Below are 21563 nucleotides of genomic sequence, written 5' to 3'. Positions count from 1 at the left end.
CGGCTCAGGTGCCGCTCATCAGGTGCCCGAGGCCGGTGCGCAGCTCCGCCGTGTTCATCACCGGCTTGAGCGAGACCTTGGCGTGCAGGTCCATGAAGAACGATTCGATGAGCGTCGGCATCTGCGACGACTGGGCCATGTCGAAGAAGAAGTAGGCGGTCCGCTCACCGCCGTCGAGGGTGAAGTAGGCCGCCTCCGGCTGCAGGGCGGCGAGGGCCGTCTCCATGATCTTCGGCAGACTGCCGTTCTGGATCACTTCGTTGCCGGTCTCGGTCGGTATCCGGGCCGTCAGGACCATCCTCATCGGGCTCACTCCTCGCGTGACGGGCGTGGGGCGGGTGGAGTGCGGCGGCGAACCGGGAGCCCGGGTGCGCGGCGCCTGCCCGGGAAAGCTCCGGTGCACCGCTGGTGTGTGTCCGTCCTGTTCTCAGGGTCTCACGGCCCGGGAGCCGGGGCCGGTTTCCGGCGGCCGGGCCGCGGATGCGGGTCCCGCGCCGGTCAGCAGATGCTCGGGGCGTCCGGTCGGCGGGACCTCCTCGGCCTGCGGCACCGGGTCCGGCGGGGTGCCGTCGCCGAACGGCCGGCCGCCCAACTCCTCGCGGTGGTGCGGTGTCAGCCAGCCGGAGAGGTCCGGTCCGCCCGGGACGATGCCGGTCGGGTTGATGCCGGTGTGCACCTGGTAGTAGTGCTGCTTGATGTGGTGGAAGTCGACGGTGTCGCCGAAGCCGGGGGTCTGGAAGAGGTCCTTGGCGTAGCCCCACAGCACCGGGTCCTCGGCCAGCTTGAACCGGTTGCACTTGAAGTGGCCGTGATAGACGCAGTCGAAGCGGACCAGCGTCGTGAACAGCCGGATGTCGGCCTCGGTGAGGGTGTCGCCGACGAGGTAGCGGCGGTCGTGCAGGCGCTCGGACAGCAGGTCCAGGCGGCGGAACAGATCGCGGAAGGCGGCGTCGTACTCGCTCTGGGTGGTGGCGAAACCCGCCCGGTAGACGCCGTTGTTGACGTCACGGTAGACGCCCGCCATGACGACGTCGATCTCCTCGCGCAGCGGCTCCGGATACAGATCGGGTGCGCCGGGCCGGTGCAGCGCCGTCCACTCCGTCGCGAAGTCCAGGGTGATCTGCTGGAAGTCGTTGGTGACCAGCTGCCCGCTGGGCACGTCGACGACGGCGGGCACACTGACCCCGCCGGGGTAGCCGCGCTCGCGGGCGTCGTAGGCCTCGCTCAGGAAGCGGATGCCGAGGACCGGGTCGCGGCCGTCCGGGTCGAGGGTGAAGCGCCAGCTGCGGTCGTCCTGGATCGGGTCGGTGACGGCGAGCGAGATCGCCTCCTCCAGGCCGAGCAGCCGCCGGGAGATCACGGCGCGGCTCGCCCAGGGGCAGGCGCGGCTGGCCACCAGCCGGTAGCGGCCGGCCTCGACCGGCCAGCCGTCGCGGCCGTCCGCCGTGATGCGGTCCGCGAAGTGGCTCCTGGAGCGCTTGAAGGGCTTCCTGCCGTACGCGACATTGCCGGCGGTGGTGGCATCCGGGGTGCCGTCCGTGGGGCCGCCGTTGTCGCCGGCGTCGGGCTGGGGCATCACCGGCTCCTTCCGTCTGTGGTTGCTCCGGTTCCAGGGCGAGCCTTCCCGGACCGGGGCGGGAATTCCCTCACATCAGCCGCCCGGCGCACCGCGGCGTCCGGGCCACCGCGCCGCCCGCCTCAGCCGAGGTGGGTGAGATCGGGCCGCAGCCGGTGCCAGGTCGGGTGCCGCAGCCGCCCCGCCGAGGTCCAGCCGGTGAGCGTGATCTCGGCGACGAGCCGGGGCTCGGCCCAGTGCGCACCCGCCACGTCCACCGCGTTGACGAACGGCGAGTGGTCGAGCGGGATCACCTCCAGGTACCGCGCCAGCTCATGGCGCTCCCGGTCGGAGAGCCCGGAGCCGACCGAGCCGACATAGCGCAGCCCCGCGGGTTCCGCCACGCCCGCCAGGACCGAACCGGGGAGTCCGGCCAGCCCGCCATGGCCTTCGAGCCAGCCCCCGATGACCACGTCGAGGGTCAGCAGATGCTTGGTCTTGCGCCACTCGGGCGACCGCACCCCCGGCAAGTAGGCCGAGCTGAGCCGCTTCGCCACCACCCCTTCCAGACCGGCCTGCAGCGAGGCCTCCCAGGCCTGCTGCCCCTGGCCCGCCACATACTCGGGCGCCGACCAGTTCGGGCCGCGCAGCCGCAGCCCGGTCAGCAGTGACCGGCGCTCGTAATACGGCGACCCGAGGAGCGAGCCGCCCAGATACATCAGGTCGAAGAGGACCAGGTGTACGGGGTGCTCCATGGCCAGCCGGGCCGTGCGGCGCGGGTTCACCACGCCCATCCGGCGCTGCAGCAGCCCGAAGTCGGGCCGGCCGCGCGCGTCCAGCACCACCACCTCGCCGTCGAGCACCGCGGGCCGCCCGCGCAGCTGCTCACCCAGCGGCGCCAGCTCCGGGTAGCTGTCGGTGGCGTCATTGCCCGCCCGGGTGACCAGCCGGAGGGTGCCGTCGCCGGGGGTGTTGACGATGCAGCGCGCCCCGTCCCATTTGGCCTCGAACGCCCAGGCCGACTCCTCGTGCCCGGCGGGCAGCGGGCCGAGCGTGGCCAGCATCGGCCGGATCACGGGGTACGAGGCCGAGCCACGCTCGGCGGACGGCGCCATGGTTCGATGATCGGGCGATCCGGGGGCGTTCGCAGATCGGACGGGGGCCGGGGCCGCCCCGCCCCGGGGGCTCAGGCGCCGCCGCCCGGCCGGGCCGGGCTCCGGGGGGCGTCCCCGCGGGGCGGTTCGGAGGGCAGCTGCTCCTCGCCCTCCGTGCGGACATGCGGCAGGACCTTGTCCAGCCACCGGGGCGTCCACCAGGCCGCCGGACCCAGCAGTGTCATCACCGCGGGCACCAGCAGCAGTCTGACCACGGTGGCGTCGATCAGCACGCTCACCGCCAGGCCCAGGCCCAGCATCTTCACCACGATGTTGTCGCTGATGATGAACGCGGCGAACACGCTCACCATGATCAGCGCGGCGCAGGTGATCACCCGGGCGGTGATCTCCAGGGCGTGCGCCACGCTCGCCTTGGCGTCGCCGGTGCGCAGCCAGGCCTCGTGCACCCGCGACAGCAGGAAGATCTCGTAGTCCATGCTCAGCCCGAAGACGATGGCGAACATCATCATCGGGACGTAGCTCTCGATCGGCACCGTGCCCGAGACCCCGAGCGCCGGCCCGCCCCAGCCCCACTGGAAGACCGCCACCACCACCCCGTACGAGGCGGCGATCGACAGCACGTTGAGCACCGCCGCCTTCACCGCGACCAGCACGCCCCGGAAGACGGCCAGGATGATGACGAAGGCGAGCGCGACGACCACGGCGATGATCAGCGGCAGCCGGCTGGCGACGATGTCGAGGAAGTCCACCTGGCCCGCGGTCGTGCCGGTCACATAGCCGTGCGCGTCGGTCCCCCTCACCGCGTCCGGCAGCAGGCCGTGCTTGAGGCGGTTGACCAGATCCGTGGTGTCCGCGTTCTGCGGGGCCTGGGTGGAGTAGGCGGTCCCGGTCAGCACCGCGCCGTCCGGGGTGGCCTTCAGCGGCGTGATGTAGGCCGCGCCCGGGACGTCCGCCAGCGTCTTCCCGGCCTGTTGCGCCAGCATCGGGCGATCCGCCTGCGGTACCGCGGACTGGTCGATGACGAGGGTGAGCGGGCCGTTGGAACCTGGGCCGAACGCCGAGGACATCAGGTCGAAGGCGCGCCGGTCGGTGAACGACTTGGGGTCCGCGCCGTCGCCGATGTGCCCCAGCCGGATCGAGAAGACCGGCAGGGCCAGCACGACCACGACCAGCACCCCGCCCGCCAGGTACCACCACGGGCGGCGCTCCACCCGCTGCGCGTACCGGTGCCAGGTGCCGCGTGCCTCCTCGCCCGGCCCGGCGTCCGTCTCGGCGATCGGGCGGCGGACCCGTAGCCGGTCGATACGGCGGCCGATCAGCCCGAGCAGCGCCGGTACCAGGGTGAGGGCGCCGAGCACCGCCGAGACCACGGTGATGGCGGCCGCCACGCCCAGCTTGCCGATGAAGGAGACGCCCGAGACCCACAGGCCCATCAGCGCGATGATCACCGTGCAGCCGGACACCAGCACCGCCCGGCCGCTGGTGGCCACCGCCCGGCCCGCGCCGGTCACCGGGTCGGCCCCGTTCATGAGGTTCTGGCGGTGCCGGGTGAGCAGGAAGAGCGCGTAGTCGATGCCGACGCCGAGGCCGATCATCGTGGCCAGGGTGGGGGAGACGGTGGCGAAGACGAAGACGGCGGCGAGCAGCCCCAGGCACCCCAGCCCGCAGAGCGCGCCGATCAGCGCGGTCAGCAGTGGGATACCGGCCGCCAGGACGCTCCCGAAGCCGATCAGCAGCACCAGGACCGCCACCCCGAAGCCGATCACCTCACTGGTCCGGTCGTCGGGTTCCGGCCGGGCCAGCTCGCCCAGCGGCCCGCCGTACTCCACCTCCACACCGGCCGAGCGCAGCGGCCGAACGGCCGCGTCGACACCGTGGAGATAGTCCGGCTTCAGGGTGGACGGCTGCACGCTGAACCGCATCGTGATGTACGCGGTCCGCCCGTCGGTGGACAGCGGCCCGACGTCCGGCGTCCCGGGCGGCCGCTTGGGGGGCGGTGCGCCGGGCGCCGGAAGCGGGTTCTGCGCGGACAGCACATCCGGCAGCTTGCCGAGCGCGGTGACGGCGCCGTCGATGTCGCCGCGGAAGTCCGTCAGCGGCTTGCCGGCGTCGTGCAGCACCACCTGGCTGCTGTAGCCGCCGGCCTTCGGGTCGTGCGCCTTGAGCACATCGCGGCCCTGCGTCGACTGGACCCCGGGCAGCGCGAAGTCGTCGGAGTACTCCCCGCCGTAGGTGCGCTGCAGGAACTGAAGCCCCGCCAGGGCGACCAGCCACAGCACGATGACGACGATGAAGTGCCGGGCGCACCACTCACCGATGCGGCGCAGCGCCCCCCGGGTACGGGGGGCGCCGGACGCGGGGACGTCCGGGGTCTTCGGCAATGACATGCGTGCTCCCGATGAGGGCCGGCCCTCCTGGCACCTGCGGACAGTCAGCATTCAACGGCGGTCCGGCCGCCGCGGCACGTCCACCGGGGAAGCGGGTGTCGGCCGGACGGGTGCAGGCGGCTGCGCCCCGACGTGCGCCCGTCTCCCGTGCTCGCGGTTATCCGGCCGGCGTCACGACGCTCGACGCACCGAGCACCCGCCCCCGGGCGTCAAGGGCCCTGACCTGGAAGTACGGGCCCCGGTCCGCTGTCGTGAGCGCCGTCTCGAACCCGGTGCGGGCGGCGCGTCCGACGACCCGCAGGGAGTGGGGGCGGGGCCCGGCCAGCAGGTGCCACCCTCTGGTCTCGGTGGATCCGTTCCACGTGGCGTAGACGACGTTGCGTCCGCCCGAGGCTCGTGCCGCTGCACTCGGCGGATAGTACGGCTTGCCGACCCATCGGTTGCGGAAGGCACGGTACGAGATGTCGGAGCCCGGCATCTTCGCGTCGTAGAGCAGGTTTTGCTCGCCGTTGTTCTGGGAGTTTCCCGGGGCGGCGTACTCCGAGTAGTAGGAGTTCTGCCCCCACCCGATGAACTGGTTCCCGTGCGGAAGGGCCTGGGTGTTCCCCTGGGAGGCGGAGAACAGGGGCGGTGCGTGGTAATAGGTCCGGTCGACGGTCGCCCGGCGGTGCGCGAAGTCGAGGTTGAGGATCAGGCCGTGCGACTCCTGCTCCGGTGTGCCGTCCGGCTGGTTGCAGCAGCCGTCGTCGAACATGCTGATCCGGCTTCCCGGCCGGAACCTGGCGTCGTGCTGCCAGAAGAAGTCCGCGTTCGGACCGAAGGTGAAGTCGCTTTTCTTCCCGCCGAGTTGCCAGCGGATGCGGCCGTCCCTTCGGGAGACGTCGTAGACCGCCCACATGTTGCGTGCCGAGATCAGCACCTCACCGTTGGGTCCCTCGTCGATCGAGTTCATGTGGTAGGCGTCCCACACCCCTCCGGACGACGACGCATCGGAGGCGGACACCTCGGAGTCGGCCGGATTGACGTGATCGAGAATGTCCCACGAGAAGACGAGTTCCCCCGTGGCGAGGTCGACCTCCTGCACCTCGCTGTCCAGGATGGCGCCGTTCTCCGGACCGCCGTAGGGCCTGAGGTCCATGGGGACCGGCTTGGTCGCGATGAACAGTGCGGTTCCTCTGCGGGTCAGGATGAATTCGTGCTCGTCCGGATGGAAGCCGTGACGGGCGAAAACCGTTCGGACCAGGCGGTAGTGGCTGTCGTAGATGTAGTAGCACCCGCCCGGTTCGGGGGCACCGCCCGGCAGGTTGGTGTACGCGGGCGGAATCGCGATGGACCCCTGCCACCAGGTCAGCACGGGCTCCGCCCGGTGGGTCCGGGGGTTGTGGTACGTCTGCACCTTGAAGTCGGCGTTCTGGAGGCTCGTCGAGGGCAGCGGCCGGAACCAGACCGGCGCACCGGAGTTGTCGGAGATCAGCGCTCCGGTCTGGCCGATCATCGGGCTGCTGATGGTGTACGGGCCGACGAAGATGTTCCCGGGTGCCGTCCCCGGACGCCGCGCCGTCACACTGACCCGCATGGGATGAAGGCTCGGCGCGGAAACGAAGCTCCATACGCCGGGGCCCGAAGTGATCAGCTCCGGTGCAGGGGGGCTCCCTGTCGGAGGCGCCGGCTCGGTCGCGCACAAGCGGGGCTCCGGCGGTGAACTCGCCTCGGCGGGAACCGCACAGCCCGCGAAGGCGAGCCCCGCGGCAAGTGCGCCGGTCCCCGCGGTGCGGCCCGTCCTCCGCACGGCCCGGCAGGCCCACGGCATTCGCTCTGCCATCATCTCTCCATCACGGTGTGTCACCTTCTGAGGCGCCCGGGAAGTCCGTCAGCAGGATTCGGCGCCGGGAGACCTGCACGTGCTGGTGACGCTAAGCACTACGGTCCGCCACCGCCCGCTGGAGACTCCGTCCGTGGAGCGTTCACCCGGCCCCGCCACTCCCGTCGGCTGTTCTCGGAACCCGCCCCGATGACGGAGGCAGGCGTGGCCAGTTCGTCCCAACGGGCCGTCAGAGCGGCGGCATTCGTGGCCGGGAGATCCCGAACGGGTCATCGGACCGGCGCCTGGGCAGGCGCGAACGGGCGGTCGGTGTCTACCGTCACAGAGCACGGCTCCCGGAGCATTCCCGGGTGCATGGCCGGGCGGAGGACGACAGGAAGGAGTCCGGCGATGGGCAGCCTCATGGGACGCGTCGGACGGGCGAGCAGGCCGGCGGCTGCTGTGCTGCTGGCGACGGCCCTCACCGGGTGCGGACTCGTCACGCCCTCGGCGGACTCCGACGGCTCCGGGGCGAGCACGGGCAACGGCGACGTGGTGGGCACTCCCACGCCGCTGCGCAACGTGCCCCGCGAACTGTCCACCGTGGCCGACGGGAAACTGGTCGTCTACCGCATGCCGGGTATGCAGGGAAACCGGATCAAGGCAACCGCCATGCTGTTCACTCCCCGGAAAACTCCGCCGGCCGGCGGCTGGCCGCTTTTCGTATGGGGGCACGGGACCGTCGGATGGGCCCCGGAGTGCGCACCGAGCGTCCAGCTCCAGGAACACAAGAAATGGGCTGACGGGCCGAACGCCGCGTTGTTGGCGGCCGTCCTGAAGATGGGAATTGCTGTCGTGGCCCCGGACTACGAGGGGCTGGGTCCGACGGCGGCCGGCGTCACGACCGGGCACGGCTATTACCATCTCTCCAGCGAGGGTAAATCCATGGTCTTCGCCGCGGTTGCCGCGAAACGGTATCTCGGCGGCAAAGCCTCCGGGAAATGGGTGCCGGCCGGCTGGTCCGAGGGAGGGTTCGCCGCGCTCGCCGCCGCATACTATTCCCGGTTGTCCAAGAAGGCCGAGCCCGCTCTGGACTACCGGGGCACGATTGCCCTCGCTCCCGTCCCGGACGTCCCCGCCATGAACAAGCTCCTCTGGCGGGACATCGCCAACGCCTCCAAACCCGGGACCCGGCCCACGGACCGTCAGCTCGACCAACTGGTCTTCGCCAACGCGGAAACCATCTACTTCACGAAAACCCAACGCCAAGCGGGCTATCGCGTCGACCCCGAACGGATCTACGGCCAGCATATGCTGAAGTTCTATCAGCAGAACTGGCGGACGTGTCTGGACGATCTGAATGCCATGGTCAAGCGTGATATCAAAAACTATCTGAATTCCTCGCCTTCGCACAGCTTGGCGTCCTATCCGGGAATCCACGGAGACAGTCCGAACTCGCTGCCGGAGAACAGGCGATTCTTCGAACGGAACCAGGGGAAGCTGGAGAACTCGACACTTCCGGGGTCGGTCCTCTGGCTCTACGGAGCCGATGACATCACCAGCCCGGCCGCTGTCACCTACCACGTCGTCAACAAGATGCTGGCCAACGCGAACGACATCAACCTCGCCGTTTTCGAGGGGGCCGGCCACTATGACGTCCCCACGGCCGGCCTCCCGCTGATTCAGGCACGCCTGAGGCAGCTCTTTCCGGTGCAGCCATGAGCGCACAGACATGACCCGCGCCGCCGGTGCCATCCATGGCCTCCGGGCCGGGCCATCACCCGGCCGTTCCTGATTCCTCGTACGGCTCCGCATTCCTCGTACGATTCCTTACGGTCATTGCGGCACGGCACGGCACGAGGTAAGGACTGAGCTGTTGATGAACCGTCCCCGGGCGTCCGGTGCGCCCTGTATGTCCCGCAGTCGTTCGTCCTGCTGCGGCTGTCCGGGTGCGCGGGCGGAGGGCGCCCGGTGAGCCGGGCGGTGCTGGTGACCGGGGCGTCACGGGGGATCGGGCGGGCGGTGGCCGAGCGCTTTGCCGCGCACGGGGACCGGGTCGCGCTGCACTACGCCTCGCGGCGGGCGGCCGCGGAGGAGGCGTTCGCGGGGCTGGCGGGCGGCGGGCATGTGCTGGTGCAGGGCGATGTGGGGACGCCCGACGGGGCGGCGGCGCTGGTCGACGCGGCGGTGGCCGGTCTGGGCGGCGTCGATGTGCTGGTCAACAACGCCGCCGCGAATGTGGCCCACCCGCTGGACCGCACCTCCTTCGAGGACTGGCAGCACGCCTGGCGGCAGGTCGTGGACGTGAATCTGCTGGGCGCGGCGCATGTCAGCTACTGCGCGGCGCGGAACATGATCGAGCGGGAGGTGGCGGGGCGGATCGTCAACATCGGGTCGCGGGGCGCCTTCCGCGGCGAGCCCGATCACCCGGCGTATGGCGCGTCCAAGGCGGCGCTGCATGCGATGGGGCAGTCGCTGGCGGTCCACCTGGCGCCGTACGGCATCGGCGTGGCCTCCGTGGCGCCGGGGTTCGTGGAGACCGAGCGGGTCGCGGACCGCCTCACGGAGGACGTGCGGCAGCAGAGCCCGTTCGGCCGGGTCGCCGTGCCCGGGGATGTGGCGTCCGCGGTCCACTACCTCGCGTCACCCGAGGCGCAGTGGTCCTCGGGGACGGTGCTGGACGTCAACGGCGCGTCGTATCTGCGCTGAAAACGCGCAAGACGCCGGGAACGCTGAGAACGGGGAAGCCCCGGCCGAACGGGGGGTTTCGGCCGGGGCGGTTTCGAGGGTGCGGGTGGCGACGGCGGCGGCCGGTGGCCCTGCTGCCGTGCGGCGGTGGCCGGCTTCCCCGGCGTCGGGCCCTGGGGCACCGGCGTCGGGTCGGCACCCGCTTCCGATTGAACAGTAAACCATTGGCCTGGCTTCCGGTGCGCGGGGGGCTGCGAGCCTCCCTCTTCCCTTGCCGGGTGGCCCATGGATTGTCCTGCTATGGGGCAATTCTGGGGCCGAAGTACGTGGCTCAGGCCGCCGCGCGGTGCCCCTTCGGCTCCGGGGCGGTCAGCGCGGCCTTGGTGACATCCGCGACCAGCTCGACGACATCGGGCCCGTACGCCTGTGAATTGATCACCTTCAGCAGCAGGCAGAACTGGCCGTCGGTGCCGTGTTTACGGGCCAGCCGGGCCCGGTTGCGGACCAGGTGGCGGACCGCGGCCCGGTGGGTGACCGGGCGCTGGCCGGCCGCCAGGAACACCGGGCGGTCGCCCTCACCGGCGGTCAGCCGGGCCAGCAGGACGTACTCCACGGCGCCGGGCTCCATCCGGTAGGCCGAGCCGCCGATGGTGAAGGTGCCGCGGCCCGCGCCGGACTCGTCACCGGGATGCACCGCGACGCCCGGCAGCAGATTCGCCAGATGGGCCGCCAGCCGGCGGTGCGCGGTCGGGTCGCCGACACAGAACTCGGTCCGTGCCCCGAAGCCCTGGAGGCCGGTGTCGTGCGGCGCGACCTCGGGGTGCGCACCGCAGGTCTCGATCATCCCGGCCAGCCCCAGCAGGGCCAGCGCGTCATGGCGCGGGATGCTCCAGTGGGCCGAGGTGCTGTCCCGGTGGGTGACCAGCACACACTCCGAACCGTCCGGCAGCCCGAAGAAGGCTTGCTCACGGGCCAGCTTCCGGCGGGCCACCGCCGATTGCACGGCCCAGCCGGCCGCCAGGCCCACGATCAGGGCCGCGGCCGTCACGGTCAGGAGCAGCAGGGTGTCGTCCATGGGCGGGGAGCGTAGCGGCAGTCCGGTTGTCCGTTCGAGGGCGGGGCGGGCAGCTGGGACGGCTTGTCCCGGTCCGTGGAGGCATATCTGATCCGTGCGGAAAACGGGCGGCTGGTCCCTGACGCCACGGGGTGCTCCGCGCCCGAATTGCCCCCTGTTGGCGGGCTGTTGCCGCGAGTAGGCTCCGGGCCCCTGTCGCCCCCCGCGCAGCCACTGGGAGGAAACCCCGGTATGACCAGAGTCCGACGCCTCATCGTTCTGGGAGCGGCCGCCGCGCTGGCCGGTTCCCTGCTGGCGGCCCCGGCCGCCGCCGGTTCCGCCGCGACCGCCCGGCCCGGCCCCGTGGACCGGGACCGCACCATCACCGCCACCCAGGAGAAGACCCCGGTCGCCGTCGGCCACGGCGGGGCCGTCTCCAGCGTCGACCCGGACGCCTCGGCCGCCGGTATCGCGGTGCTCAGGAACGGCGGCAACGCCGTCGACGCCGCGGTCGCCACCGCCGCCGCCCTCGGCGTCACCGAGCCCTACTCCGCGGGCATCGGCGGCGGCGGATACCTCGTCTCGTACGACGCCCGGACCAGGACCGTCCGCACTCTCGACGGCCGGGAGACCGCCCCGCGCTCCGCCGGGAAGGACCTCTTCCTGGAGAACGGCAAACCCCTCCCGTTCGAGGACGCCGTCACCAGCGGGCTGAGCGTCGGCACCCCGGGCACCGCCGCCACCTGGGACACCGCCCTGCGCAAGTGGGGCAGCCGGCCCCTGCGCCAGGTACTGCGGCCCGCGCAGCGGCTGGCCGCGGACGGCTTCACGGTCGACCGGACCTTCCGGCAGCAGACCGCGGACAACGAGGCACGCTTCCGTGACTTCCCGGCGACCGCCCGCCTCTACCTGCCCGGCGGCAAGCTGCCGGTGGTCGGCTCGACGATGAAGAACCCCGATCTGGCCCGTACGTACGGGGAGTTGGCGGATCATGGCGTCGGTGCGCTCTACGACGGCGCGCTGGGCCGGGACATCGTCCGCACCGTCCGCACACCACCGGTGCGCACCGGCGCCCCGCGCCACGTACGGCCCGGCGACCTGACCGCGGACGACCTGCGCGGCTACCGCGTCCGCAGCCAGGCACCCACCCGCACCCGCTACCGCGGCCTCGACGTCTACGGCATGGCCCCGTCCTCGTCGGGCGGCACCAGCGTCGCCGAGGCGCTCAACATCCTGGAGCGGAGTGATCTCTCCCGGCTGAGCGAGCGGCAGTACCTCCACCGCTACATCGAGGCGGCCCGGATCGCCTTCGCCGACCGCGGCCGCTGGGTCGGCGACCCCACCCAGGAGGACGTCCCGGTCAAGGGCCTGACCTCACAGCGGTTCGCCGATGCCCGCGCCTGTCTCATCCACGACGACAAGGCCCTGACCAGCCCGCTCGCGCCCGGAGACCCGCGCCACCCCGGGCGCTGCGCCGCCGCCGGCCGGGGCGCGCCGACGACGTACGAGGGGGAGAACACCACCCATCTGACCGTCGCCGACAAGTGGGGCGATGTCGTCGCCTACACCCTGACCATCGAGCAGACCGGCGGCAGCGGCATCGTCGTCCCGCACCGCGGCTTCCTGCTCAACAACGAGCTGACGGACTTCTCCTTCGCGCCCGCCGACCCGGCAGTCCATGACCCCAACCTGCCCGGTCCCGGCAAGCGGCCGCGCTCGTCGATGTCGCCGACGATCGTGCTGCGGCACGGCCGGCCGGTGCTGGCGCTCGGCTCGCCCGGCGGCGCGACCATCATCACCACCGTGCTGCAGACCCTGGTCAACCACCTCGACCGGGGCATGCCGCTGGTCGACGCCATCGCCGCGCCGCGGGCCAGCCAGCGCAACGCGGCCCGGACCGAGCTGGAACCCGGCCTGTGGAACAGCCCGCTCCGCCGGCAACTCGAAGCGCTCGGCCATGCCTTCAAGGAGAACCCGGAGATCGGCGCGGCCACCGGCGTCCAGCGGCTGCCGGACGGCCGCTGGCTGGCCGCGGCCGAAAAGGTACGGCGCGGCGGCGGCTCGGCACGGGTCGTGCACCGCTCGTAACACCCGCGGGACGGCCGCCGGATGTCACACCGCCGACACGCACGGACCGCTGTGTGCCGTCCGTGTGTCGTCGGTGTACCGCCCCGCGCGGCGTCGTTGTTGGTCACGGCGGTGGCGACTAGCCTCCTGGGACCGTTCGTTCGAATGAGCGGTCCCAGGGAGGGCACGCAGCGTGAGCGTTGACGAGAGCCAGGACAGCGGAACCGGGCAGGTCCCGGCCCACTTCGGTGCCACGGCGGGTGAGCTGGAAGGCCTCGCCGAGCAGGCGCGGGCGCTCGCCGAGGGCCGGGTGACCTCGACCGCGCTGGTCCGGCGGTCGCTGGAGCGCATCGAGGCCACCCAGGACACCGTCAACGCCTTCCGGCGGGTGCGGGCCGAGGCGGCGATGGCGGAGGCCGCGGAGGCCGACCGCCGGCTCGCGGCCGGGGAACGGCTGCCGCTGCTCGGGGTGCCGGTCGCGGTCAAGGACGACACCGATGTGGCGGGCGAGCCGACCGCGTTCGGCTGCGCCGGGGAGTTCCCGCCCAAGGAGCGCGACGCCGAGGTCGTCCGGCGGCTGCGCGCGGCCGGCGCCGTCATCGTCGGCAAGACCAACGCCTGCGAGCTGGGCCAGTGGCCGTTCACCGAGGGCCCGGCCTTCGGCAACACCTGCAACCCGTGGAACCTCGCGCACACCCCGGGCGGCTCGTCCGGCGGTTCGGCCGCCGCGGTCGCGGCCGGGCTGGTCCCCGCCGCGCTCGGCACCGACGGCGCCGGCTCGGTCCGTATCCCCGCCGCCTGGTCCCATCTCGTCGGCATCAAACCCCAGCGCGGCCGGATCTCCACCTGGCCGGACCCCGAGGCCTTCCAGGGGATCACCGGTATCGGACCGCTGGCCCGTTCGGTGGAGGACGCGGCGCTGCTGCTGGACGTGGCCAGCGGCAACCACGACGGCGATCTGCACCGCCCGCCCGCCATCGCGGCCCGCGAGGCCGCCGGCCGGGACCCGGGACGGCTGCGGATCGCGCTGTCCTGGAAGGCGGCCTTCACCTTCACGCCCAAGCCGCTGCACCCCGACGTCCGGGCCGCGGTGACCGGTGTGGCCCGCACACTGGCCCGCCTCGGGCACTTCGTCGAGGAGGCGGAACCGGACTACGGGCTGGTCGGGCTGGCGTTCGTGCCGCGGGCCACGGCCGGGGTGGGGGAGTGGGCGGGCCGGGTCCCCGACCGCTCGCTCCTGGACCGCCGGACCCGGGAGGCGGCCCGGATGGGGCGGCTGCTCGGCGGGCCCGTCCTGCGCCGGGCGCGCGCCGTCGAGCGGCGCCAACAGCGGCGGATCGGCGCGCTGTTCGGCCCCTACGATGTCTTGCTGACGCCCACCACGGCCACTCCGCCGCCGCGCATCGGCACCCTCGCCAAGCTCAGCGGCTGGCGTACGGATCAGGCCATGATCGCCGCCTGCCCGTACGCCTGGCCGTGGAACGTCCTCGGCTGGCCGGGGGTGAGCGTGCCCGCCGGGTTCAGCACGGACGGTCTGCCGCTGGGCGCCCAGCTGCTCGGCCCGGCCCACGGTGAGCCGCGGCTGATCTCGCTGGCCGCCCAGCTCCAGGACGATCTGCGCTGGCACGAGCGGCGGCCGCCCGGCCATCCGGCGGTGTACGACGGCGTCCGCCGCTGAGCCGCGGTCAGCCCGGCAGTGCGAGCACCGCCTCCGTGGTGCCGGTCTCTCCCAGCCGCGGGAAGATCTTCTCCAGGCTGTTGCGGTGCGCACCGGCGTCCAGGTCGGTCATCGCGTCGATGGCGAGCGTGACGTGGTAGCCGTGCTCGTACGCGGCACGGGCGGTGGACTCCACCCCGATGCTGGTGGCGATGCCGCCGAGGACGAGGTGGGTCACACCGCGGCCGCGCAGCTCCCGGTCCAGGTCCGTGCCGTGGAAGGCGCCCCACCGCTGCTTGGTGACGGTGAGGTCGCCGGGCTGTCGGCCGAGTCCGGGCACCCGCTCCGCCCAGTCGGCGGGCGGGTCCCCGGCGGGCCGTACGGATTCCGTGCGGCCCGGGGCGCCGCCGGTGACGTTCACCAGCACGACGGGCAGCCCGCGCGCCCGGAACGCGGCGGCCAGCCGTGCACCGCGCTCGATGACCTCGGCGGCCGGCCGGGGCGCGGTGGGCAGACCCGCGATGCCTTTCTGGAGGTCGATCAGGACGAGGGCAGTCGTGGGGTCGAGAGTGGTGACGGGCACGGGGTCTCCTTGTGTGGTGGTGACGGGGATCGGGGGCGGGGGCCGGGGACGGCCGGAATGGCCGCCGGCCGCCGGCCGCCGCGGCCCGGGGAGCGCGGGCCGGTGTCAGCCCCCGGTCCGGGGGCCGCCGGGCCGCAGGCCGCGGTCGGTGAGGGTCAGGGCGAGCAGCAGCAGGCCGAGGACGACGCCGGTCACGGCGATCCCGTGCAGCCCGGCATCCGAGGCGCGCGTCCCGTACAGCAGCCCGATGAGACCGGCCGCGGTGATCGCGCCGAGGTACTGGGCGGTGCGCTGGAGCCCGGCGGCCGCGCCCACGCCGTCGGCGGGCGCCTGGGCGCGCGGCCTGGTTGCCGGTGGAGGCCAGCCCCTGCGGGATGCCGAGGAGTGTCCCGGCGCACAGCAGCGCGACCAGCGGGCTGCTGCCCTGGAGCGAGGTCGACAGGCAAACTTACAAGTTTTCCTGTCCAAGTCGCGCGGCCGCGGCGGACGCGCCACAGGGGAGATGGTCTTGCCACGGTCCGTAGCGGGGCTTACGGTCACCTCCACACGCGTAGATCGCGGAGTGGATCATGCGCGGGCTGCAGGCTGACGCATCGACAAAGGAGCAGCTCATGGCCGATGTTGTGCGTGCCGCACTGGTCCAGGCCACCTGGACCGGCGACACCGAATCGATGATCGCGAAGCATGAGGAGTACGCCAGAGCGGCGGCCGCGCAGGGCGCGAAGGTGATCGGCTTCCAGGAAGTCTTCAACGCCCCGTACTTCTGCCAGGTCCAGGAGCCCGAGCACTACCGCTGGGCCGAGCCGGTGCCCGACGGCCCGACCGTCCGGCGGATGCAGGACCTGGCCCGCGAGACCGGCATGGTCATCGTCGTCCCCGTCTTCGAGGTCGAACAGTCCGGCTTCTACTACAACACCGCGGCCGTCATCGACGCCGACGGCACGGTCCTGGGCACCTACCGCAAGCACCACATCCCGCAGGTCAAGGGCTTCTGGGAGAAGTACTACTTCAAGCCGGGGAACGCCGGCTGGCCGGTCTTCGACACCGCCGTCGGCAAGGTCGGCGTCTACATCTGCTACGACCGCCACTTCCCCGAGGGCTGGCGGCAGTTGGGCCTCAACGGCGCCCAGCTGGTCTACAACCCCTCCGCCACCTCCCGCGGTCTGTCCGCCTACCTCTGGCAGCTGGAGCAGCCCGCGGCCGCGGTCGCCAACGAGTACTTCATCGCGGCGATCAACCGGGTCGGCGTCGAGGAGTACGGCGACAACGACTTCTACGGCACCAGCTACTTCGTCGACCCCCGCGGCCAGTTCGTCGGCGAGGTCGCCAGCGACTCCAAGGAGGAACTGGTCATCCGCGACCTCGACTTCGCAATGATCGATGAGGTCCGCCAGCAGTGGGCCTTCTACCGTGACCGCCGCCCCGACGCGTACGACGGGCTGGTGCAGCCGTGACCCACGAGCCCCCGAACCTGCACGCCCGCCACCAATCCGTCCTCCCCGCCTGGCTGAGCCTCTACTACGAGCGGCCGCTCGAACTCACCCACGGCGAGGGCCGCCACGTCTGGGACGCCGAGGGCAACCGCTACCTCGACTTCTTCGGCGGCATCCTCACCACCATGACGGCGCACGCGCTGCCCGAGGTGACCAAGGCCGTCGCCGAACAGGCCGGCCGGATCATCCACACCTCGACGCTCTACCTCTCCCGCCCCATGGTCGAGCTGGCGGAGCGGATCGCGGCGCTCTCCGGCATCCCCGACGCCCGGGTCTTCTTCACCACCTCCGGCACGGAAGCCAATGACGCGGCCCTCCTCCTGGCCACCGTGCACCGCCGCTCCAACCAGGTCCTGGCGATGCGCAACAGCTACCACGGCCGGTCCTTCTCCACCGTCGGCATCACCGGCAACCAGAGCTGGTCGCCCACCAGCCTCTCGCCCCTCCAGACGCTGTACGTCCACGGCGGGGTGCGCAGCCGCGGCCCGTACGCGGACCTGAGCGACCGTGACTACATCGCGGCCTGCGTCGCCGACCTGGAGGACATGCTCCAGCAGACCGCGGGCGGGGTCGCCGCACTGATCGCCGAACCGGTGCAGGGCGTCGGCGGCTTCACCCTGCCGCCGGACGGCCTGTACGCCGCCTTCCGCGAGGTGCTCGCCCGGCACGGCATCCTCTGGATCAGCGACGAGGTGCAGACCGGCTGGGGCCGCACCGGCGACCACTTCTGGGGCTGGCAGGCGCACGCCGACAACGGCCCGCCCGACCTGCTCACCTTCGCCAAGGGCATCGGCAACGGCATGTCCATCGGCGGAGTGGTGGCCCGCGCCGAGGTGATGAACTCGCTCTCGGCGAACTCCATCTCCACCTTCGGCGGCAGCCCGGTCACCATGGCCGCGGGTCTGGCCAACCTCAACTACCTCCTGGAACACGACCTTCAGGGCAACGCCCGGCGGGTCGGCGGGCTGCTCATCGAGCGGCTGCGGGCGGTCGCGGCCGGCCTCGGTGTCGTACGGGAGGTGCGCGGCCGCGGCCTGATGATCGGCGTCGAACTGGTCCGCCCCGGCACCGACACCCGTTCACCGGAGGCCGCCTCACTGGTCCTGGAAGCCGCCCGGGAACGCGGTCTGCTGATCGGCAAGGGCGGTCAGGGCGGCGCCTCGCTGCGCATCGCACCGCCGATGACGCTGACCGTCGCCGAGGCGGAGGAGGGCGCGGACCTGCTCGCGGACGCGCTGCGGGCCGCGCAGCGGGAGCTGGCCCCGGAGTAGGGGACCCGCCCGGGGCGGGGGCTGTATCGGACGTGCGGCCCCCGCCCGCCGCGGCCGGCCCCGCCACGTCTCATGCGGACCCGGCGGTCTCGCGCACCGTGTCGGCCACCAGGGTGAAGAAGCGCGTGTACGCGCGGCGGCTGCACGGTGCCTCCGGATTCCACGGCAGCAGCCGGGACCGGGCCTCGATCGCCCGCCAGTGGGGGTCGGCCCGCAGCCGCTCGGGCGGGGCGGCGTTGATCCGTACGTCCCTCAGCACGATGTCCGGCTCCATCGCCGCCGCCTCCGCCCAGCCGACGGTGGACCAGTTCACCCCGGGGCCCGCGGGCGGCTCCAGCAGTCCCACACCGTGTTCGGTCAGCGCCCGCAGATCCGGCCAGGAACCGGGCCGCGCCAGATGCACCCGCTCCGGGCCCGCGGGTGACAGCGCCAGCACCCGCGGCCGTACCGCCCCGCCCGCCGCCTGCCGCAGGGCGTCCTCCGCGGCGTCCAACTCCCGTGCCCGGACGAGGGGTTCACCGTGACCGAGCGAACCGGCGAGCGCCGCGAACCGCTCGCGCACCCCGGCCAGGCTCCGGCCGGGCCCCACCGCGACCGTGGCGACCGGGACATGCCTCTCCAGCTCCACCGCGGTCTTCTGCTCCAGCCCGTAGACCTGCTCGCCGTCGTACGTCACGGCCACCACGAGGTCGGGCTCCGCCTCCAGCAGGGTGTCCGGGTGCAGCGCGCCGCCCGAACCGAGATACGGGATCTCCGCGAGCGGCAGTTCACCGCCCTTGGCGGGGTCGGGGGCGGCGCCGTCGTGCTGGGACCCGAAGAGCCCCACCGGGCGTATGCCGTGGTCCCACAGCGTCGCGCCCGCCTGTATGTACGCCACGATCCGTAGCGGCCGGTGACCGGCCACCGCCAGGCGCCCCCGGTCGTCGGAGAACTCCCACGGTGTGCTGTGTTCCATCAACCCGCCGCCTTCCCGATCGTCCGTCAGAATGCCGGTCCGCCCGCGGGGTTCGCCCGCCGGCGACGGCCGATACCTGCCCATCGCCTCACTCCCGCACCCCTCCCGCGGGTGCCGCGCCCACCGCCGCCGCGCCCCGCGTTGAACCGTCCAGCTGATCACCGGCGCAACACGAACGGCACCGCCGGGGAACGGTCACGGTATTGCCACGGTGGGTGACATGCTTCTACGGTCTCTTTCTCAACCGTGATCTACGGGTGTAGACCGGTTGTGGTGTGGCGTGACGTGGCGTCAGCGGACCGGCCGGGGCAGCGGTCCGTGGCTGCCCGTGCACCCGCCCCGCCGCTCGGACGGTCTGACGGTGAGGGGCTGTCCGGCAGTCCTGTTCTCCTTCGAATGCGATGTGAAGGGACTTCTCGCGAATGACTCGGACTCTCATTACCGGCGGCCTGGTGATCACTGCCGCCGAGGAGATGCATGCGGATGTGCTGGTCGAGAACGGCCGGGTGGAGGCGGTGGCGACCCCGGGCAGTCAGCGGTGGACCGCCGACCGCGTCATCGACGCCTCGCAGAAGTACGTGATCCCGGGCGGGGTCGACGCGCACACGCACATGGAGTTGCCGTTCGGCGGCACCTTCGCCTCGGACACCTTCGAGACCGGTACGAAGGCGGCGGCGTGGGGCGGGACGACGACCATCATCGACTTCGCGGTGCAGTCGAAGGGCGCGGCGCTGCGGGCGGGACTGGACGCCTGGCATGCGAAGGCCGACGGCAACTGCGCGATCGACTACGCCTTCCACATGATCGTGTCCGATGTGAACGAGTCGACGCTCAAGGAACTGGACGGCCTGGTCGCCGAAGGTGTCAGCTCGTTCAAGCTGTTCATGGCGTATCCGGGGGTCTTCTACTCCGACGACGGGCAGATCCTGCGCGCCATGCAGCGGGCCGGTGACAACGGCGGCCTGATCATGATGCACGCCGAGAACGGCATCGCCATCGATGTGCTCGTCCAGCAGGCGCTGGCGCGCGGCGAGACCGACCCGCGGTATCACGGGGAGGTCCGGAAGGCCCTCCTGGAGGCCGAGGCGACACATCGCGCGATCAAGCTGGCGCAGGTGGCCGGGGCGCCGCTGTACGTCGTGCACGTATCGGCGCAGGAAGCCCTCGCCGAGTTGGCGCGCGCCCGCCACGACGGTCTGCCGGTGTTCGGTGAGACCTGCCCCCAGTACCTCTTCCTGTCGACGGACAACCTCGCCGAACCGGACTTCGGGGGCGCGAAGTACGTGTGCAGCACGCCGCTGCGCCCGCGCGAGCACCAGGCGGCGCTCTGGCGTGGCCTGCGTACGAACGATCTCCAGGTGGTGTCGACGGACCACTGCCCGTTCTGCTTCTCGGGGCAGAAGGAGCTCGGCCGCGGCGACTTCTCCAAGATCCCCAACGGGATGCCCGGCGTCGAGAACCGGATGGACCTGCTCCACCAGGCGGTCGTCGACGGCCATATCTCCCGTCGCCGCTGGATCGAGATCGCCTGCGCGACCCCGGCCCGGATGTTCGGCCTGTACCCGAAGAAGGGCACGATCGCGCCCGGCTGCGACGCCGACCTCGTGATCTACGACCCGCATGCCGAGCAGACCCTCTCGGCGGCCACCCACCACATGAACGTCGACTACTCGGCGTACGAGGGCAAGCGCGTGACCGGACGGGTGGAGACGGTCCTCTCGCGCGGGGAACTCGTCGTCACCGAGCGGGAGTTCACCGGCCGGGCCGGGCACGGTGCCTACACCCCGCGCGGCACCTGCCAGTACCTGAACTGAGGAACCAAGGAGGGGAACACCATGGACTTCGGACTCGTTCTGCAGACCGACCCGCCGGCCTCCGAGGTCGTCGGCCTGATGAAGCGCGCGGAGGCGGGCGGATTCACCTACGGCTGGACCTTCGACTCCTGCGTGCTGTGGCAGGAACCGTTCGTCATCTACAGCCGCATCCTGGCCGAGACGAGCCGCCTCACGGTCGGCCCGATGGTCACGAACCCGAGCACCCGCACCTGGGAGGTCACGGCCTCCGCCTTCGCCACCCTCAACGACATGTACGGCAACCGCACCGTCTGCGGCATCGGCCGCGGCGACTCCGCGATGCGCGTGGCGGGCCGCAAGCCGAACACCCTCGCCCGGATCAGCGAGGCCATGAAGGCCATCCGCGCGCTCGGCCGCGGCGACGAGGCGGACCTCGGCGGCGGCACGGTGGTGAAGTTCCCCTGGGTGCGGGACGGTGCCCAACTCCCGGTCTGGATGGCCGCGTACGGCCCCAAGGCGCTCAAGATGACCGGCGAGGAGGCGGACGGTTTCATCCTCCAGCTCGCCGACCCGTTCCTCACGGAGTGGATGGTGAAGGCGGTCCGCGAGGCCGCGGTGGCGGCCGGCCGCGCCCCCTCGGACGTCAGGATCTGCGTCGCGGCCCCCGCGTACGTCACCGAGGACGACTCGCCGGAGGCACTGGCGCACGCGCGCGAACAGTGCCGCTGGTTCGGCGGCATGGTCGGCAACCACGTAGCCGACCTGGTGTCCCGGTACGGCGCGGACTCCGGCATGGTCCCGCAGGAGCTGACGGACTACATCGAAGCCCGCGAGGGCTACGACTACGCCCACCACGGCCGGGTCGGCAACCCCGACACCACCTTCGTCCCCGACGAGATCGTGGACCGCTTCTGCCTCATCGGCCCGGCGTCCGCGCACATCGACAAGCTGAACCGGCTCCGGGCGCTGGGCGTCGACCAGTTCGCGCTGTACGCCATGCACGACGCGAGGGAAGCGGTCATCGACGCGTACGCGGGGGACGTCATTCCGCTGGTGAACGCAGGGCCGGGGGGCCGCCCGGGCCAGCCGGCCGGGACAGAGCCGGAACAGGCCACCGCGCCTGCGTAGTTGGGTGCTGTCCTAT

16 protein-coding genes and 1 pseudogene are annotated in these 21563 nt (G+C 72.0%); 8 read left to right on the top strand and 9 right to left on the bottom strand.

Annotated features, from left to right (window positions below):
- Nucleotides 1–4 precede the first annotated feature (4 nt).
- From ACFW5B_RS17415 to ACFW5B_RS17395, 5 genes are all read right to left on the bottom strand, one after another.
- Nucleotides 5–304 carry a hypothetical protein gene (locus tag ACFW5B_RS17415; protein WP_386439776.1) on the bottom strand — a complete coding sequence of 100 codons (300 nt, stop codon included), beginning with the start codon at nucleotides 302–304 and terminating at the stop codon, nucleotides 5–7.
- Between the two features lie 123 nt (nucleotides 305–427).
- A complete protein-coding gene (locus ACFW5B_RS17410; protein WP_386439774.1) occupies nucleotides 428–1576 on the bottom strand; it encodes a glutathione S-transferase family protein in 1149 nt (382 codons plus the stop codon).
- Nucleotides 1577–1698: 122 nt separating this feature from the next.
- Nucleotides 1699–2670, bottom strand: coding sequence for a non-homologous end-joining DNA ligase (gene ligD / locus ACFW5B_RS17405; protein WP_386439772.1), 972 nt, complete (start codon nucleotides 2668–2670; stop codon nucleotides 1699–1701).
- 71 nt (nucleotides 2671–2741) lie between these two features.
- Nucleotides 2742–5057, bottom strand: coding sequence for an MMPL family transporter (locus tag ACFW5B_RS17400; protein ID WP_386439770.1), 2316 nt, complete (start codon nucleotides 5055–5057; stop codon nucleotides 2742–2744).
- 157 nt (nucleotides 5058–5214) lie between these two features.
- The gene (locus ACFW5B_RS17395) at nucleotides 5215–6633 is read right to left on the bottom strand and encodes an arylsulfotransferase family protein (RefSeq protein WP_386439768.1); all 1419 of its coding nucleotides are present in this window, start codon (nucleotides 6631–6633) and stop codon (nucleotides 5215–5217) included.
- 636 nt (nucleotides 6634–7269) lie between these two features.
- On the opposite strand from ACFW5B_RS17395, the gene ACFW5B_RS17390 reads away from it, so the two are divergent.
- Together ACFW5B_RS17390 and ACFW5B_RS17385 are read left to right on the top strand one after the other, a co-directional pair.
- A complete protein-coding gene (locus ACFW5B_RS17390; protein WP_386439766.1) occupies nucleotides 7270–8580 on the top strand; it encodes an alpha/beta hydrolase family protein in 1311 nt (436 codons plus the stop codon).
- Nucleotides 8581–8829: 249 nt separating this feature from the next.
- Entirely contained in the window at nucleotides 8830–9567 is a 738-nt protein-coding gene (locus ACFW5B_RS17385) for an SDR family NAD(P)-dependent oxidoreductase (protein ID WP_386439764.1), read from the top strand.
- Between the two features lie 310 nt (nucleotides 9568–9877).
- On the opposite strand, the gene ACFW5B_RS17380 is transcribed toward ACFW5B_RS17385, so the two are convergent.
- On the bottom strand, nucleotides 9878–10621 hold the full coding sequence (locus tag ACFW5B_RS17380; protein WP_386439762.1) for a hypothetical protein: 744 nt from the start codon (nucleotides 10619–10621) through the stop codon (nucleotides 9878–9880).
- 231 nt (nucleotides 10622–10852) lie between these two features.
- Here ACFW5B_RS17380 and ggt point away from each other — a divergent pair, with 231 nt between their 5' ends.
- On the top strand, nucleotides 10853–12688 hold the full coding sequence (gene ggt, locus ACFW5B_RS17375) for a gamma-glutamyltransferase (protein WP_386439760.1): 1836 nt from the start codon (nucleotides 10853–10855) through the stop codon (nucleotides 12686–12688).
- Between the two features lie 172 nt (nucleotides 12689–12860).
- Complete coding sequence (locus tag ACFW5B_RS17370; RefSeq protein ID WP_386439758.1) at nucleotides 12861–14345, top strand: amidase; 1485 nt, start codon at nucleotides 12861–12863, stop codon at nucleotides 14343–14345.
- 7 nt (nucleotides 14346–14352) lie between these two features.
- Here ACFW5B_RS17370 and ACFW5B_RS17365 read toward each other — a convergent pair whose 3' ends face one another.
- Entirely contained in the window at nucleotides 14353–14907 is a 555-nt protein-coding gene (locus tag ACFW5B_RS17365; protein ID WP_386439756.1) for an isochorismatase family protein, read from the bottom strand.
- 105 nt (nucleotides 14908–15012) lie between these two features.
- Nucleotides 15013–15337, bottom strand: a pseudogene (locus ACFW5B_RS17360) (MFS transporter); the annotation flags it as partial.
- 181 nt (nucleotides 15338–15518) lie between these two features.
- Here ACFW5B_RS17360 and ACFW5B_RS17355 point away from each other — a divergent pair.
- Both ACFW5B_RS17355 and ACFW5B_RS17350 read left to right on the top strand, forming a co-directional pair.
- Nucleotides 15519–16361 carry a nitrilase-related carbon-nitrogen hydrolase gene (locus tag ACFW5B_RS17355; RefSeq protein WP_386439754.1) on the top strand — a complete coding sequence of 281 codons (843 nt, stop codon included), beginning with the start codon at nucleotides 15519–15521 and terminating at the stop codon, nucleotides 16359–16361.
- A complete protein-coding gene (locus ACFW5B_RS17350) occupies nucleotides 16358–17671 on the top strand; it encodes an aspartate aminotransferase family protein (RefSeq protein ID WP_386439752.1) in 1314 nt (437 codons plus the stop codon). The genes ACFW5B_RS17355 and ACFW5B_RS17350 overlap by 4 nt, the downstream gene beginning before the upstream one ends.
- A gap of 70 nt (nucleotides 17672–17741) precedes the next feature.
- Here ACFW5B_RS17350 and ACFW5B_RS17345 read toward each other — a convergent pair whose 3' ends face one another.
- A complete protein-coding gene (locus ACFW5B_RS17345; RefSeq protein ID WP_386439750.1) occupies nucleotides 17742–18626 on the bottom strand; it encodes an ABC transporter substrate-binding protein in 885 nt (294 codons plus the stop codon).
- A 422-nt stretch (nucleotides 18627–19048) separates the two neighbouring features.
- Here ACFW5B_RS17345 and hydA point away from each other — a divergent pair, with 422 nt between their 5' ends.
- Nucleotides 19049–20440 (top strand): dihydropyrimidinase, encoded by a 1392-nt coding sequence (gene hydA / locus ACFW5B_RS17340; protein ID WP_386439748.1) that lies wholly within the window; start codon nucleotides 19049–19051, stop codon nucleotides 20438–20440.
- Nucleotides 20441–20461: 21 nt separating this feature from the next.
- Nucleotides 20462–21547, top strand: coding sequence for a TIGR03842 family LLM class F420-dependent oxidoreductase (locus ACFW5B_RS17335; protein WP_386439746.1), 1086 nt, complete (start codon nucleotides 20462–20464; stop codon nucleotides 21545–21547).
- Nucleotides 21548–21563: the final 16 nt, after the last annotated feature.

It is taken from the genome of Streptomyces sp. NPDC058773 (genome assembly GCF_042746015.1).
Lineage (GTDB): Bacteria > Actinomycetota > Actinomycetes > Streptomycetales > Streptomycetaceae > Streptomyces.
This window is presented reverse-complemented; position numbering and strand designations above follow the sequence as displayed.